Raw genomic sequence first — 13,538 nt, forward strand, 5'->3', positions numbered from 1 at the left:
CATGGTGTCCGGGCCCCCGCACCGTGACCCAGACAGCATGATCGATGGATGGGCCGTTCGCCACCCTGTTGTGGACCCGCCGCACTAGCCTGCGCACTATGAGCAGCTCAGCGGACCAGCGGTCCACCCACATCGTCGACGTGCTCACCGAGGAGTTCGGCGCGTCGATGGCGATCGACCCGGCCGCCTTCCGCCGCAAGTTCCGCAAGATGGCGGCTTCGCCGTTCGCCTTCTACCGGGGCAGCGCCGCGCTGTTCTACGCCGACCAACTCGGCGACTTCGCCGACGACCGGTTCTCCGACGAGCAGACCAGCCGGGTGTGGATCCACGGTGACCTGCATGCGGAGAACTTCGGCACCTACATGAACGCCTCCGGGCAGCTGGTGTTCAACGTCAACGACTTCGACGAGGCGTACGTCGGGCCGTTCACCTGGGACCTGCGCCGACTCGCGGCCAGCGTGGCCCTGCTCGGCTACGGCAAGGCGCTCTCCGACACGGCGATCGGGGAGCTGGTGGCCGGCTTCGCCCGGTCGTACCTGACCGAGCTGCGGGCCATCGCCGCCGGTGGTGACGACGCGATCGGTTCGATCACCCTGGACAACGCCGACGGGGTGCTGCGCCGGGTGCTCCAACGGGCCCGGCTCAACACCCGCGTGGACCTGCTCGCCGCGCAGACCACCATCGACAACTACGAGCGACGTTTCTCCATCGGCGACGGGGTCTTCGAAATCGACGACGCCACCCGGGACCTGGTCAGCGCCGCCTTCCAGGACTACCTGGGCACCCTGCCAAGCGCCTCGACGCAGCTGCGCCCGGTGGCGGCGCGAATCAAGGACGTGGTGCTGCGCAAGGGGGTGGGCATCGGCTCGGCCGGGCTGCCGTCGTACAACCTGCTGCTGGAGGGGCACACCCAGGCGCTGGAGAACGACGTCGTCATCTACATGAAGCAGGCGCAGGTGCCGGCCGTGGCGCGGTACGTCACCGACGAGTCGGTCCGCGGCTACTTCCAGCACCAGGGGCACCGGACCGCCGAGTCGCAGCGGGCGTTGCAGGCGCACGCCGACCCGTGGCTGGGCTTCACCGAGCTGAACGGGGCCGGTCAGCTCGTCGCCGAGGTCTCCCCGTACGCCGCCGATCTGGACTGGTCGGACGTTAACGAGCCGGAGGAGCTGACCGGGGTTCTCGTCGACCTTGGCCGGGCGGTGGCCCGGATGCACTCGGTCGCCGACGACGAGTCCAGTCACGACCTGGTGGACTATTCCACCGAGGAGGCCATCGTCGCGGCGGTGGACGCCGACGAGTCGGGCTTCGTCGGCCACCTGGTGGATTTCGCGCACGCGTACGGGGTGCGCGCCCGCCAGGATCATCAGCTCTTCGTCGACCTGTTCCGCAACGGTCGACTGCCGGGCATCTGATCGGGCGCGGCGTCGCTCAGGACGCGAACTCCAGCACCACCTTGATGTCATCCGGCCCGGGGGTGTACGCGTCGGCGTACCGGTTCACCGGCACCCGCCGGGTGATCAGCGACTCGAGCCAGACCTGGTCGGCGCGGGCGAGCGCCTGCGCGGCCATGGTCCAATGCCGCCGGTTGGCGTTCACCGAGCCGAACACCACGTTGTTCTCCAGCACCAGCGCCCGGTTGAGCGCCCCGGCGTCGAAGTCGATGCTCCGGCCACCGCTGGACACCCCGGCCAGGCAGACGATCCCGGTCGGGGCCGCCTTGCACATGACGTCGAGGACCACTGTGGGAGCTCCGGTGCACTCGATCACCACGTCCGGCTCGAAGGGCAGGTCGTTGACCGACACCGTGTGGTAGGTGGCACCGAGCCCGGCGACCAGCTCCGGCTTCGGCCCCTCGGTGTTCCGGTCCAGCACGTGGACGGTGAGCCCACGCTGGGTGCCGAGCAACGCGGCCAGCAGACCGATCGGCCCGGCACCGGTCACCAGCACGGTCTGCGGCTGCCACTCGGCCCGGTGCCCGATCCGCTCGATGTGGTCCCAGGCCTTCGCCACCACACTTGTGGGCTCCAGCAGCACGCCGACCTGGGCCAGCGTCGGGTCGAGCGCGACCGCGAACTGCGGCTCGACCCGCCAGCGGTCGCGGGCGAACCCGGCCAGTCCCTTGATGCCGTGTTCGGTGTACTGGCCGTTACGGCACATGTCCCACTCACCGACTGCGCAGTTCGGGCAGGGCACCGGATCGGGATGCCGGACGATCCCGGCCACCAGGTCGCCAGGTTGCAGGGTGCCGCTCGGGTCCTCGATCACCCGGCCCAGTGACTCGTGCCCGATGACCAGGCGGTCGGCACCCGGCGGCGCCTCGCCGTACTCCCCGGCGATGATCTCGTGGTCGGTGCCGCAGATCCCCACCGCCAGCGCCTCGACCAGGACAGAGCCCTCCTCGGCAGCCGGCTCCGGCTGATCCTCGACGAGGTTCAGCGAGTTGGCGACCCCGGGTCTCACTGTCACAGCGCGCACGCCCCCATCTTTCCCCGCCGAGGCGTGCGCCGCGACCAAAGCCGGCAGATCGCTGGGCATCGGCGGCGGCCGGGTGCGGGCCCGGCCGGCACTAGGATCAGCGGCATGACTCCCGAAGAGGTCGGCGCTCGACTGGTCGCGCTGCTCGCGCCGGTTGAGGCGACCCCGTCGGTCTCCGGCGGGCAACGTTTCGCCCGGGCCACCGTCGATGTGCCGCCCGCGAGTTGGCTGACCGCGATTTCCGCCGCCCGTGACGACACCGAACTGGCCTGCGACTTCTTCGACTGGCTCTCCGCCGTCGACGAGTTGGCCGAGGGCTTCGACGTGGTGGCGCACCTCTGGTCGACGCGACTGCGTCACGGCCTGCTGCTGCGTACCCGGTTGCCGCGCAGCGTGCCCACTGTCGCCTCGGTGGTCGACGTCTACCCCGGTGCCGCCTGGCACGAGCGGGAGACGCACGAGATGTTCGGCATCGACTTCGCCGGGCACGGGGAACTGCTGCCGCTGCTGCTGCCGCCGGAGTTCGAGGGTCACCCGCTGCGTAAGGAGTTCGTGCTGGCCTCCCGGGTGGCGAAGCCCTGGCCGGGTGCGAAAGAGCCGGGCGAGTCCGAGGCCGGAGGCGGGCGTCGACCGATCCGCCCGCCGGGCGTTCCCGCTCCGGGCGAGTGGGGGCCCACGCCCACCCCGGCCGGCGCCGGTGGGGTGGGGGAGGGCCCGCGTGGCGGCACCCCGGCCAGACCGGCCCGTGAGCGTCCGGCGCGGCCCGCCCCGGGGGCCCGTCCGGCGCGTACACCCCGGCCGGTCGGCGCCACCGACGGCCCGGCTCCAGTCGACCAGCCCGCGCCCGGCGCAGGCTTGGCCGACCAGCCCGCGCCCGGCGCGGCCGCACCTGGCAAGCCCGACGCCGGCCCGGCTGCCGAAACCGTGCCCGGCGCAGGATCGCCCGACCAGCCCGCGCCCGACGCGGCCGCATCAGACAAGCCCGCCGAGGGCTCGGCAGCATCGGGTGGCGAGCCGATCGCGGACCCGCCGGGCCGCGATGGCCGGAGCGACCACGACGGGGGTACGGCCTGATGCCGCTCTGGGTGGAGTTGGTGCTCCGGATCGGCGGCGTGGTGGTCGCTTTTCTCACCCTGCCGTTGCTTGTCGGCCAGGCCGAGCACAAGGTGATGGCGCACATGCAGGGCCGGCTCGGCCCGATGTACGCGGGCGGCTTCCACGGTTGGGCGCAGCTCGTGGCCGACGGGGTCAAGTTCGTGCAGAAGGAGGACATCACTCCGCGCGAGGCGGACCGGGCGGTGTTCCGGTTGGCGCCGGTGGTGGCCCTGGTGCCCTACCTGCTGGTGTTGCTCGTCATTCCGCTCGGCCCGAACGACCTGGTCGGGCAACCGTTGGACATCGGCCTCTTCTTCGTGCTGGCAGTGGTCGGCGTCGGGGTGGTGGCGGTGCTGATGTCGGCCTGGGCTTCGGCCAACAAGTACAGCCTGCTGGGCGGGTTGCGTGGGGCGGCCCAGTTGCTCGGTTACGAGCTGCCGCTGGTGCTGGCCGCCGCGTCGGTGGCGATGGCGGCCGGCACGCTCAGCCTGTCGGGCATCGTCGAGGCGTGGCAGCCGTGGTGGCTGCTCTGGCAGGCGCCCGCGATGATCATCTTTTTCGTCGCCGGGCTGGCCGAGATCCGTCGGCCACCGTTCGACATGCCGGTGGCCGACTCGGAGCTGGTCTTCGGCTACATGACCGAGTACACCGGCCTGCGGTTCGCGTTCTTCCTGCTCGCCGAGTACGTCGGCATCGTGGTGATCGCCGCGCTGACCACTGTGCTGTTCCTGGGTGGTTGGCAGGGCCCGTTCGCCGACGACCAGCTGGGCTGGCTCTGGACGCTACTCAAGATCTTCGCGGTGTCCTTCGTGATCATCTGGCTCCGGGTGTCCTACCCTCGGCTACGCGAGGACCAGCTGCAACGCCTCTGCTGGTTGGTGCTGGTCCCCGCATCCCTGGCCCAACTGGTCCTCACCGCAGCCGTCCGCATAGCGCTGTAACCCCGCCCTGCCCCGCCCAGCCCCAAGCCAGGCACCACAACTCCATGATCGACGGGGCACGACGCCATCACCCCCGCGATCTTGCACTTTCTGTGCCGGCATAAGGGGCGTAGCACTCGAATCGACAACCGAAACTGCAAGATCGGCGCGGGCCGGGGCGGGGGTGGGCTCGCTAACTCGGCGGGGTGTGGTTTGGGTCCACGGGCTCGGCGGGGGGTGGGGGCGGGGTGCCGTCGCCGAAGGGGCGGCCACCCAGCGCTTCCCGACCGTGTGGCGTGAGCCAGTTGGACAGGTCGGGCCCGAGCGGAACGATCCCGGTCGGGTTGATGTCGCGGTGCACCTCGTAGTAGTGCCGCTTGATGTGGTCGAAGTCGATGGTGTCGCCGAAACCGGGAGTCTGGAACAGGTCCCGGGCGTACGCCCACAGCACCGGCATCTCGCTCAGCTTCTGCCGGTTGCACTTGAAGTGACCGTGGTAGACCGGATCGAAGCGGACCAGCGTGGTGAACAGTCGCACGTCGGCCTCGGTGATGGTGTCGCCGACCAGGTAGCGCTGGTCGGTCAACCGCTCGGTGAGCCAGTCCAGCCGATCGAAGAGCTGGTGGTACGCCTTGTCGTACGCCTCCTGGCTGCCCGCGAACCCGCACCGGTAGACGCCGTTGTTCACGTCCCGGAACACCACGGCGTTGACCTCGTCGATCTGCTCGCGCAGGTGCTCGGGGTAGAGCTGCGGGGCGCCCTCGCGGTGGTACGCCCTCCACTGCGTGGACAGGTCCAGGCTCATCTGCGCGTAGTCGTTGGTCACCACCTGCCCGGTCGGCACGTCCACGATCGCCGGCACTGTGATGCCGCGCTCGTAGCCCGGGAAGCGCTTGAAGTACGCCTCCTGGATGCGCTCGATGCCGAGCACCGGGTCCCGGCCGTCCGGGTCGAGGTCGAAGGTCCAGCTCCGGGCGTCGTGGGTCGGGCCGGCCACCGCCATCGAGATGGCGTCCTCCAGACCGAGCAACCGCCGCACGATGATCAGTCGGTTGGCCCACGGGCAGGCCCGGCTGACCGCCAGCCGGTACCGGCCCGGCTCGACCGGATATCCGTCGCGCCCGTCCTCGGTGATCCGGGTGGCGATGTACCGCTGGTCGCGGGTGAACTCGCCGCCCGGCTCGACGTACTTGCCGCCTTTTTCCTCGCCCACGTCGCCCTCCCGGTCTGGTCAGTGTCTCTACCCAATCCTCGCGGATCTACGGCGCACAGTGGTCCCGGATACCCTGCCGGCATGACGGATGTGGAGGCGGCGGCCCGGCGGTTCATCGCCGATGTGTGGAATGCCCGCCAGGAGGAGTCGGCGTACGAGCTGGTCGCCGAGGAGTGCCCGGGGCTGGGCGGCACCGGGCCGGAGGCGACGTTGGCCTGGCATCGCGAGCGCCGGGCGGCGTTCCCGGACCTCCGCTACAAGATCGTCGACGTGGTAGCGGCCGGCGAGCGGGTGGCAGTGCACTGGCGGGCCGCCGGCACCCACGTCGGGCAGTTCGGGCCGGTGCCGCCGACCGGGCAGGTGGTCAGCTACTCGGGCGCGACGTTCCTGCGCTTCGACGCGGCGGGCCGGATCGTCGAGGTGTGGAGCTGCAACGAGTTGTTCCAGTTGCTGCAACAACTCGGCGTCGAGATGCTCCCACCGGCCGTCGTCAGCGGACCCGGGGCGTGATCCGGCTGATCGGCAGATTGATCGGGAAGGGCTCGCCGGTGTCGACGAACTTCGTCCACCGCCCGGTCTCGGTGTAGACCTCGTTCACCGCGTCGATCCGGTAGGTCACGACCTCCAGCGCGCCACCCTCCGTCTCGATCCGCCAGTAGAACGGGATGCCGGCCTGGGCGTACAGCGCCGGCTTCAACACCCGGTCGATCGAGCGGGTGTTCGGTGAGACGATCTCGACGGCCAGGACCACCTCGTGCGGCTCGTACTTCGACGGCTCGCGAGCTGCCGCGGTGGCCGTGGTGATCAGCACGTCGGGGATGAACGACCGGGTGCGGTTGATCCGCACCTCGACCGCCTGGGTCACGTCGTAGCCGTAGGGGCAGTCCTCGTCGAGCGCGGACATCAGGTGGCCGGCGATCGTCTGGTGGATACGGGTGGGGGAGGGGGACATCAGCAGCACTCCATCGAGCAGTTCCCGGCGGCGGCCATCCTGAGGCAGCGCATCCAGATCGTCAGTCGTCCACTCGCTCTCGGGCGGGTAGTCGCTCTGCAGCGCGGCGGTCATGGCAGGTCCTTCCAGGTGCGTTCGTTCTCCCCGCGACCACGGTACCGCCCTGGACCTGTGGGTGGTGGTCGCGCGCGCCGTGGCCACAGGGCAGGATGGTCGACATGAGCGACCCCAGCGAGCGCGGTGACACCGGCGAACGCGGCCTTCCCGGCGCGGGCCTGGTGAAGGGGCTGGCGGTCACCCTCAAGACGATGACCAGCCGTTCGACCACCCAGCAGTACCCGGACACGGCTCCCGACCTGCCGCCGCGCTCGCGCGGTGTGATCGCCCTGTCGGAGCAGAACTGCACGGTCTGCATGCTCTGCGCCCGCGAGTGTCCGGACTGGTGCATCTACATCGACTCGCACAAGGAGGAGGTGGCGGTGCCCGGCGCCGCCCGCCCCCGCCAGCGCAACGTGCTCGACAAGTTCGACATCGACTTCTCGCTCTGCATGTACTGCGGCATCTGCATCGAGGTCTGCCCGTTCGACGCGCTCTACTGGTCACCGGAGTTCGAGTACGCCGAGTACGACATCAAGGACCTGCTGCACGACAAGGACCACCTCGGTCAGTGGATGGCCACCGTTCCGCCGCCGCCCGCGCACGACCCGAACGGCGAGCCGGCCAAGGAGGAGACGTCCGCCGCGCGCAAGGCGGCCGCCGCACGTCCCGCTCCGCCAGCGGTACGCCCCGACGCCGACGAGGATCCGGCGTCGTGACCGCCCAAGTCGGAAGGGTGGCCCGGTGACCGGGGCGGATGTGCTGCTGCTCGCCCTCGGCGCGGTGGCGGTCGGTGCCGGCGTGTTGGTGGTGACCACGAAGCACCTGGTCCGGGCCGGGCTCTACCTGGTGGTGTGCCTTGGCGCGTTGGCCGGTGACTTCCTGGTGCTCAGTGCCGAACTGGTGGCCTGGGTGCAGGTGTTGATCTACGTGGGCGCGGTGGTGGTCCTGCTGCTCTTCGCGGTGATGCTGACCCGGGCTCCGATCGGTGTCTCCGACGACCTGGACCGGCCGGGCTGGCCGGCCGCGCTGATCGGTGGCGGCGCCGGGCTGGGGCTGACCGCCCTGCTGGTCGACGCGTACCGCTGGAGCACCGTCACGCTGCCCAGCGCCGGCACCGCCGAACGGCTGGGCGAGCAGATCTTCCAATCCTGGGTGCTGCCGTTCGAGGTGCTCTCGGTGCTGCTGCTCTCCGCGCTGGTGGGCGCGATCGTGCTGTCCCGGCCGGACATCGGCCGAGCCGCCCCGCAACGCGACGGCACGGCAGGGGACCTGGTCGACAGCGAGCCCCGGGGGCGCCGGTGAGGCCGGTCATCCCGTACGTCACCGCCGCGCTGCTGTTCGGCCTCGGCGTGTACGGCGTCCTGCGCCGCCGCAACGCGGTGCTGGTGCTGATGTCGGTCGAGTTGATGCTCAACGCGGTCAACCTGATCCTGGTCACCGCTGACACCACCGCCCGCGCCGTGCTCCCGCACTCGGGGCAGGTCTTCGCGCTGTTCGTCGTCGTCCTCGCCGCCGCCGAGATCGGGGTGGGGCTGGCGATCGTCCTTCAGCTCTACCGACTGCGGGCGACCGTCGCCGTGGATGAGGTGCCGCTGACCGAGTCGCCGGACCCCGTCCGCGGGCGCGAGCCGGCCGTCCTGAACTCGGAGGCGGGCCGGTGACCGGGCTGCTCGGGGCGCTGCTGCCCGCCGTACCGCTGGTCGCCGGGCTGCTCGGTCTGCTGCTGCCACCGGCCCCTCGGCGCGACAGCGCGACCGGCGGCGACCGGGCCCGGGCGACCGCCGTGACGCTCGGCGTCACCGGTGCGGCCGGCGCGCTGGCGCTGGCCGTCGCGCTGCTGCTCAGTGTCGACGGGCCGACGGAGACGTCGGCCACCTGGGTCGACTCCGGCGGGCTGGCGGTGACCCTCGGCGTACGGCTGGACGGCTCCGCCGCGCTGGTCGCGGTGGCGGTCACCGCTGTCGCCCTGGCCGTGCAGGTCTACTCGATCGGTTACCTGCGGCGCGGACCGCACGACGACGTCGACGTGGACCACCGCTACCCGCCCTACGCCGCCCAGATCAGCCTCTTCACCGGTGCCATGCTGCTGGTGGTGGTCGCCGGCGACCTGATCATGCTGTTGGTCGGCTGGGAGGTGATGGGCCTCTGCTCGTACCTCCTGATCGCCCACGACCGCCGACTGGCCGGCGCCCCCGCCGCCGCCATGAAGGCGTTCCTGGTGACCCGGGTCGGTGACGTCGGGTTCCTGCTCGGCATCGCGCTGCTGGGCGTGTCGACGGGCAGCTTCCGGATCGCCGACGTGCTCGCCCACGACCACTCCAGCGCGACGTTGACCGCTGCGGGCCTGCTGCTGCTCGCCGGTGTGGCCGGCAAGAGCGCGCAGTTCCCGCTGCACACCTGGCTGCCGGACGCGATGGCCGGTCCGACCCCGATCTCCGCGCTGATCCACGCCGCGACGATGGTCGCCGCCGGGGTGTACGCGGTGGCCCGGCTCTACCCGCTGTTCACGGCCGCGCCGGTGACGCTGACCGTGCTGGGCGTGCTCGGCGCGATCACCCTGCTGCTCGGCGCGCTCGCCGCCACCGCCCAGGACGACATCAAACGCGTGCTGGCCTGGTCGACCGTGTCCCAACTGGGTTACATGACCGGCGCGCTGGCGGTCGGTTCACCGTCGGCCGCACTGTTCCACCTGCTCACCCATGCCGCCTTCAAGGCGCTGCTGTTCCTCGCCGCCGGCGCGGTGATCCACGCCGTCGGCACCACCCTGATGTCGGAGATGGGCGGGCTGCGACGCAGCATGCCGGTGACGTTCTGGTGCACGGTGGTGGGCCTGGGCGCGCTGGCCGGGGTGCCGCCGTTGGCCGGTTTCTGGAGTAAGGACGGCGTACTGGCGGTCGCCGAGTCGGCCGCGCTGGAGGGGACCGGCCCGGCCCCGTCCTGGGTGGGCTGGATCGTCTGGATCGCCGGGCTGGTCGGCGTGGCGATCACTGCCTGGTACGCAGGTCGGCTGCTGCTGCGCGCCTTCTTCGGCGCCCCGCGCCTGCCCCTGGTCCAGCCGCACGACCCGCCGGCCGTGCTGCGCTGGCCGGTGCTGCTGCTGGCCGTACCGGCCGCGCTGCTCGGTCTGGCCGGGTTCGTCGGGGCGTTCGCCGACCGCCTGCGGTTCCCCACCGTCCCGGTGGCGGGCTCCGAGGACGGCCTGGTCCACCTGGGGTCGGGGGTGCTGCTGCCGCTCGCGTTCCTGCTACTCGGCGCCGCGCTGGTGACGCTGGGCTGGCGGCGCGACCCGGCCGCCGACCCGGCCGCTGCGCTGGGTCCGCTGCGGCCGGTCTTCGCCCGCGCGTTCCGGCTCGACGACGTCCAGCACACCCTCGTGGTACGCCCCGTCCGCGCGCTGGCCCGCGCCGCGCGCGTCGGCGACGAGGTGGCGGTGGACGGCGCGGTCGAGGGCAGCGGGCGAGCCGCGTCCGGTCTGGGCGCGGGGCTGGCCGCGCTGCACCGCGCGGCGCTGCCCCGGGCCGCCGCCGGCGTGCTGGCCGGCGCGCTGCTGATCAGCCTGGCCGCCGCCCTAATTGGAGGCACCCAGTGAGCGCGAGGAGTGAGTCGGGGTTTGCGAGCCCCGCAGTCGCGAACAGAGGCGGTCCAGTGAGCGCGAGGAGTGAGCCGGGTTTGCGAGCCCCGCAGTCGCGAACAGAGGCGGTCCAGTGACGTTTGGGCAGGGGTTGCTGGTCGCTGTCCTGGCGGTGCCGGCGTTGGGTGCGGTAGCGGTGGCGGCGACGCCCCGGGACCGGGCGGCCCGGCTGGTCGGCACGGTCGCGGCGGCGTTGACCCTGCTGGCCGCGGTGCCGCTGGTGTTCGGCGGTCGAGGCTGGGTCGCCTGGTCGGCGGACGCGCCGGCGGTGCGCCCGTGGCACCAGTTGGACCTGCCCTGGGTGCCCGGTCTGGAGTTGCGCTTCCACCTCGGCGTCGACGGCATCTCCTGGCCGCTGGTGGTGTTGACCGCGCTGCTCACGTTGCTCTGCTGCGCGTACACGATGTGGCGGGTTCCGGGCGGCGGCAGCGGCCGGGCGCTTGTCGCGCTGCTGTTGGTGGTCGAGGTGGGCATCCTGGGCACCTTCCTCGCCCTGGACCTGGTGTTGTTCTTCCTCTTCTTCGAGGTCGTCCTACTGCCGATGTACGCGATCATCGCCGGCTGGGGTGGCGCGGACCGGCGTCGGGCGGCCCGGAAGTTCGCCCTCTATACGCTGTTCGGCTCGGTGCTGCTGCTGGTCGGCGTGTACGTCGTGGTCGCCGCCGCCGGCACCGCCGACCTGGTGACGTTGACCGGTGGCGCGGGGATGTCGCGGGGCACCCAGTTGGCCGCGTTCACAGTGCTCGCGTTGGCGTTCGCGGTGAAGAGCCCGCTGTGGCCGTTGCACTCCTGGCTGCCCGACGCGCACACCCAGGCACCCACGGTGGGCAGTGTCGTGTTGGCCGGCGTGCTGCTCAAGATGGGCACGTACGGCCTGATAAGGGTCGCGGTGGGGGTGGCGCCGGAGGGCGCCCGTTGGGCGGCGCCGGTGCTCGGCGTGCTCGCCGTCGCCGCGATCCTGATCGGTTCGCTGGTCTGCCTGGCCCAGTCGGACGTGAAGCGGCTCATCGCGTACTCCAGCGTGGGGCACATGGGCTTCGTGTTGCTGGGCGTCGCCACGCTGACCGCCACCGGCATCCAGGCGGCGTTGATCGGCAACGTCGCGCACGGTGTGATCACCGGCCTGCTGTTCTTCCTGGCCGGGGCGGTGAAGGACCGTACTGGCACGGGCACCCTGGCCGAACTGGCCGGGCTGCGGGAGACCGCGCCCCGGTTGGCGGGTCTGCTCGCGTTCGCGGCGATCGCGTCGCTGGGCCTGCCCGGGCTGGCCGGCTTCTGGGGCGAGGCGTTCGCGGTGATCGCCGCCGTGCAGGTGGGTGGCCCGCTCTGGACCACCCTCGGGGTGCTGGCGGCGGTCGGTGGGGCGCTCACCGCCGCGTACTTCCTGCGGTTGCTGCGCCAGGTAACCCACAACCGGCCGAGCCCCGCCGTCGGTCAGCTCGGCCCCGGCCTGGCCGGAGCGGAGTTGACCGCCTGGGTGCCGCTGGTGCTGCTCGCGTTGGCCATCGGGCTGGCGCCGACGCTGGTCCTCGGCGTCGCCGAGGCCCCCGTCGACGCCCTGATCGGTGTGGTTTCTCGGTGAGCGCGAGGAGTGCAGCGAAGCGGAGCCCCGCAGTCGCGAACGAAGGCAGGCTCAGATGAACGTTGTGCAGAGCGTGGACAGCGTCGCGCTGCTGCCGGCCTACCTGGCCGCCGGCACGGCCGTACTCGTGCTCATCACCGATCTGCTCGTGGCCCGGCCACGGGCCACCATCGCGGTGGCCGCGCTCGGCGCGCTCGGCACCGCCGTCGGTTCCGCGCTGGTCGGGGCGGGTGCCGAGCGGCGGACGTTCTGCGTGGGCGCCGACTGCTCCTGGATCTTCGGCGGTCGTGCGGCCCTGGTCGCCGTGGTGGTCGCGCTGCTCACAGTGGGCGTGCTCGGGCTGTCGGTGCCCGCGCTGCGGGCCGGGCGGTCACCGGTCGGGGAGTACGCCTTCCTGTTGGCCTGCTCGATGACCGGCGGCGTGGTGCTCGGCGCGGCCGGCGACCTGATCACGCTGATCGTCGCGCTGGAGACGCTGACCCTGCCGCTGTACGTGCTGGTCGGCCTGCGCCGGGGGAGCCTCGCGAGCGCTGAGGCGGCGGTGACCTTCTTCGTGGTCAGCGTGGTGGCGACCACGCTGACCCTGCTCGGCGCGGCGCTGCTGTACGCGGTGACCGGTGGGCTGCACCTGGACCGGCTCGGCGCGTTGCTCGCCGAGCAGCCGGAGCTGCGGGACCTGCCGTTGACCACCGCCGCGGTGGCGGTGCTGCTGGTCGGCCTGGCCTTCAAGGTGGCGGCGGTGCCGTTCCACGCCTGGGCGCCGGCCACCTACGACGGCGCGCCGCTGCCGGTGGCCGCGTACCTGTCCACCGCGTCGAAGCTGGGCGGCCTGGTCGCCCTGCTCGCAGTGGTGCAACGGGCGCTGCCGGCGGACCAGACCGGTCCGGTGCTCGCCCTGCTCGCCGTGCTCACCATGACCGTCGGCAACCTGGTCGCCCTGCGTCAGCGGCGGACCGTCCGGCTGCTCGCCTGGTCGTCCGTCGCGCAGGCCGGGTACATCCTCGCCCCGCTGGGAGCGTTGGCGCTGGCCGCCGGACGCACTGACGAGGCACGTTCCAGCGCGTACGCGGCCGCCGTGGCGTACGCCGTCTTCTTCGTGGTGTTGGAGCTGGCCGCCTTCGCCGGAGTGACCGCGCTGCGGCCGGCGGGTGCGGACGGCGGCACGCTGGACGACCTGCGCGGGGCAGCCCGGCGGCACCCGTGGCGAGCTGCGGCGTTCGGCCTCGCGTTGGTGGGTCTGGCTGGTCTGCCGCCGGGGCTGGCCGGCCTGTTCGCGAAGGTGACAGTGGTCCGGGCGCTGCTGGACGGTGGCGCGGCCTGGCTGGCGCTGGTGGTGGCGCTGAACGCCGTGATCGGGCTCGCCTACTACCTGCGGGTGACCGCCGCGCTCTGGGCGCCGACCATGACGCCCGGCCCGGCCGCGGCGCTCGCCGGTGGCGGAGCGTCGGGCGTACCCGTGGTGGGTGTGGTGGCGGTGGTGCTGGCGGTGGCGACGGTGACCGCCGTGGTGCTCGGCGTCGCCCCGCAGCTGGTGCTTGACCTGGCCGGCCGCTGACCCCACCTGGGCC

General features: G+C 71.9%; 12 protein-coding genes and 1 pseudogene. 10 read left to right on the plus strand and 3 right to left on the minus strand.

Features of this window, described 5'->3' with window-relative positions; all coding sequences use genetic code 11:
- Positions 1–98 precede the first annotated feature (98 nt).
- A complete protein-coding gene (locus ACIA47_RS13695) occupies positions 99–1,415 on the plus strand; it encodes a DUF2252 domain-containing protein (RefSeq protein ID WP_396707928.1) in 1,317 nt (438 codons plus the stop codon).
- A 16-nt stretch (positions 1,416–1,431) separates the two neighbouring features.
- On the opposite strand, the gene ACIA47_RS13700 is transcribed toward ACIA47_RS13695, so the two are convergent.
- Positions 1,432–2,478, minus strand: a complete 1,047-nt coding sequence (locus ACIA47_RS13700) for a glucose 1-dehydrogenase (RefSeq protein WP_203125139.1) — start codon at positions 2,476–2,478, stop codon at positions 1,432–1,434.
- A gap of 105 nt (positions 2,479–2,583) precedes the next feature.
- Between ACIA47_RS13700 and ACIA47_RS13705 the strand changes: the two are divergent.
- Both ACIA47_RS13705 and ACIA47_RS13710 read left to right on the plus strand, forming a co-directional pair.
- Positions 2,584–3,180: pseudogene (locus ACIA47_RS13705) on the plus strand (NADH-quinone oxidoreductase subunit C); the annotation flags it as partial.
- 371 nt (positions 3,181–3,551) lie between these two features.
- On the plus strand, positions 3,552–4,514 hold the full coding sequence (locus ACIA47_RS13710) for an NADH-quinone oxidoreductase subunit H (protein ID WP_396707931.1): 963 nt from the start codon (positions 3,552–3,554) through the stop codon (positions 4,512–4,514).
- A gap of 172 nt (positions 4,515–4,686) precedes the next feature.
- Here the strand turns inward: ACIA47_RS13710 and ACIA47_RS13715 are convergent, their stop codons facing one another.
- On the minus strand, positions 4,687–5,706 hold the full coding sequence (locus tag ACIA47_RS13715; RefSeq protein WP_396707933.1) for a glutathione S-transferase family protein: 1,020 nt from the start codon (positions 5,704–5,706) through the stop codon (positions 4,687–4,689).
- 81 nt (positions 5,707–5,787) lie between these two features.
- On the opposite strand from ACIA47_RS13715, the gene ACIA47_RS13720 reads away from it, so the two are divergent.
- The gene (locus ACIA47_RS13720) at positions 5,788–6,216 is read left to right on the plus strand and encodes an ester cyclase (protein WP_124858751.1); all 429 of its coding nucleotides are present in this window, start codon (positions 5,788–5,790) and stop codon (positions 6,214–6,216) included.
- On the opposite strand, the gene ACIA47_RS13725 is transcribed toward ACIA47_RS13720, so the two are convergent.
- Positions 6,197–6,772 (minus strand): Uma2 family endonuclease, encoded by a 576-nt coding sequence (locus tag ACIA47_RS13725; RefSeq protein WP_396707935.1) that lies wholly within the window; start codon positions 6,770–6,772, stop codon positions 6,197–6,199. The genes ACIA47_RS13720 and ACIA47_RS13725 overlap by 20 nt on opposite strands.
- A gap of 104 nt (positions 6,773–6,876) precedes the next feature.
- On the opposite strand from ACIA47_RS13725, the gene ACIA47_RS13730 reads away from it, so the two are divergent.
- The 6 genes from ACIA47_RS13730 to ACIA47_RS13755 all read left to right on the plus strand — a co-directional run bounded on the left by ACIA47_RS13730 (position 6,877) and on the right by ACIA47_RS13755 (position 13,525).
- On the plus strand, positions 6,877–7,473 hold the full coding sequence (locus tag ACIA47_RS13730) for a NuoI/complex I 23 kDa subunit family protein (protein WP_396707936.1): 597 nt from the start codon (positions 6,877–6,879) through the stop codon (positions 7,471–7,473).
- Between the two features lie 25 nt (positions 7,474–7,498).
- Positions 7,499–8,059 carry an NADH-quinone oxidoreductase subunit J gene (locus ACIA47_RS13735; protein ID WP_396707938.1) on the plus strand — a complete coding sequence of 187 codons (561 nt, stop codon included), beginning with the start codon at positions 7,499–7,501 and terminating at the stop codon, positions 8,057–8,059.
- Entirely contained in the window at positions 8,056–8,418 is a 363-nt protein-coding gene (nuoK, locus tag ACIA47_RS13740; protein WP_396707940.1) for an NADH-quinone oxidoreductase subunit NuoK, read from the plus strand. The genes ACIA47_RS13735 and nuoK overlap by 4 nt, the downstream gene beginning before the upstream one ends.
- The gene (locus ACIA47_RS13745) at positions 8,415–10,346 is read left to right on the plus strand and encodes an NADH-quinone oxidoreductase subunit L (protein WP_396707942.1); all 1,932 of its coding nucleotides are present in this window, start codon (positions 8,415–8,417) and stop codon (positions 10,344–10,346) included. Before nuoK ends, ACIA47_RS13745 begins: the two co-directional genes overlap by 4 nt.
- Positions 10,347–10,461: 115 nt before the next feature.
- Positions 10,462–11,970 carry a NuoM family protein gene (locus ACIA47_RS13750; protein WP_396707944.1) on the plus strand — a complete coding sequence of 503 codons (1,509 nt, stop codon included), beginning with the start codon at positions 10,462–10,464 and terminating at the stop codon, positions 11,968–11,970.
- A 55-nt stretch (positions 11,971–12,025) separates the two neighbouring features.
- Positions 12,026–13,525 carry an NADH-quinone oxidoreductase subunit N gene (locus tag ACIA47_RS13755; RefSeq protein ID WP_396707946.1) on the plus strand — a complete coding sequence of 500 codons (1,500 nt, stop codon included), beginning with the start codon at positions 12,026–12,028 and terminating at the stop codon, positions 13,523–13,525.
- Positions 13,526–13,538: the final 13 nt, after the last annotated feature.

This window comes from Micromonospora sp. NPDC051227, from assembly GCF_044455385.1.
Classification (GTDB): domain Bacteria; phylum Actinomycetota; class Actinomycetes; order Mycobacteriales; family Micromonosporaceae; genus Micromonospora.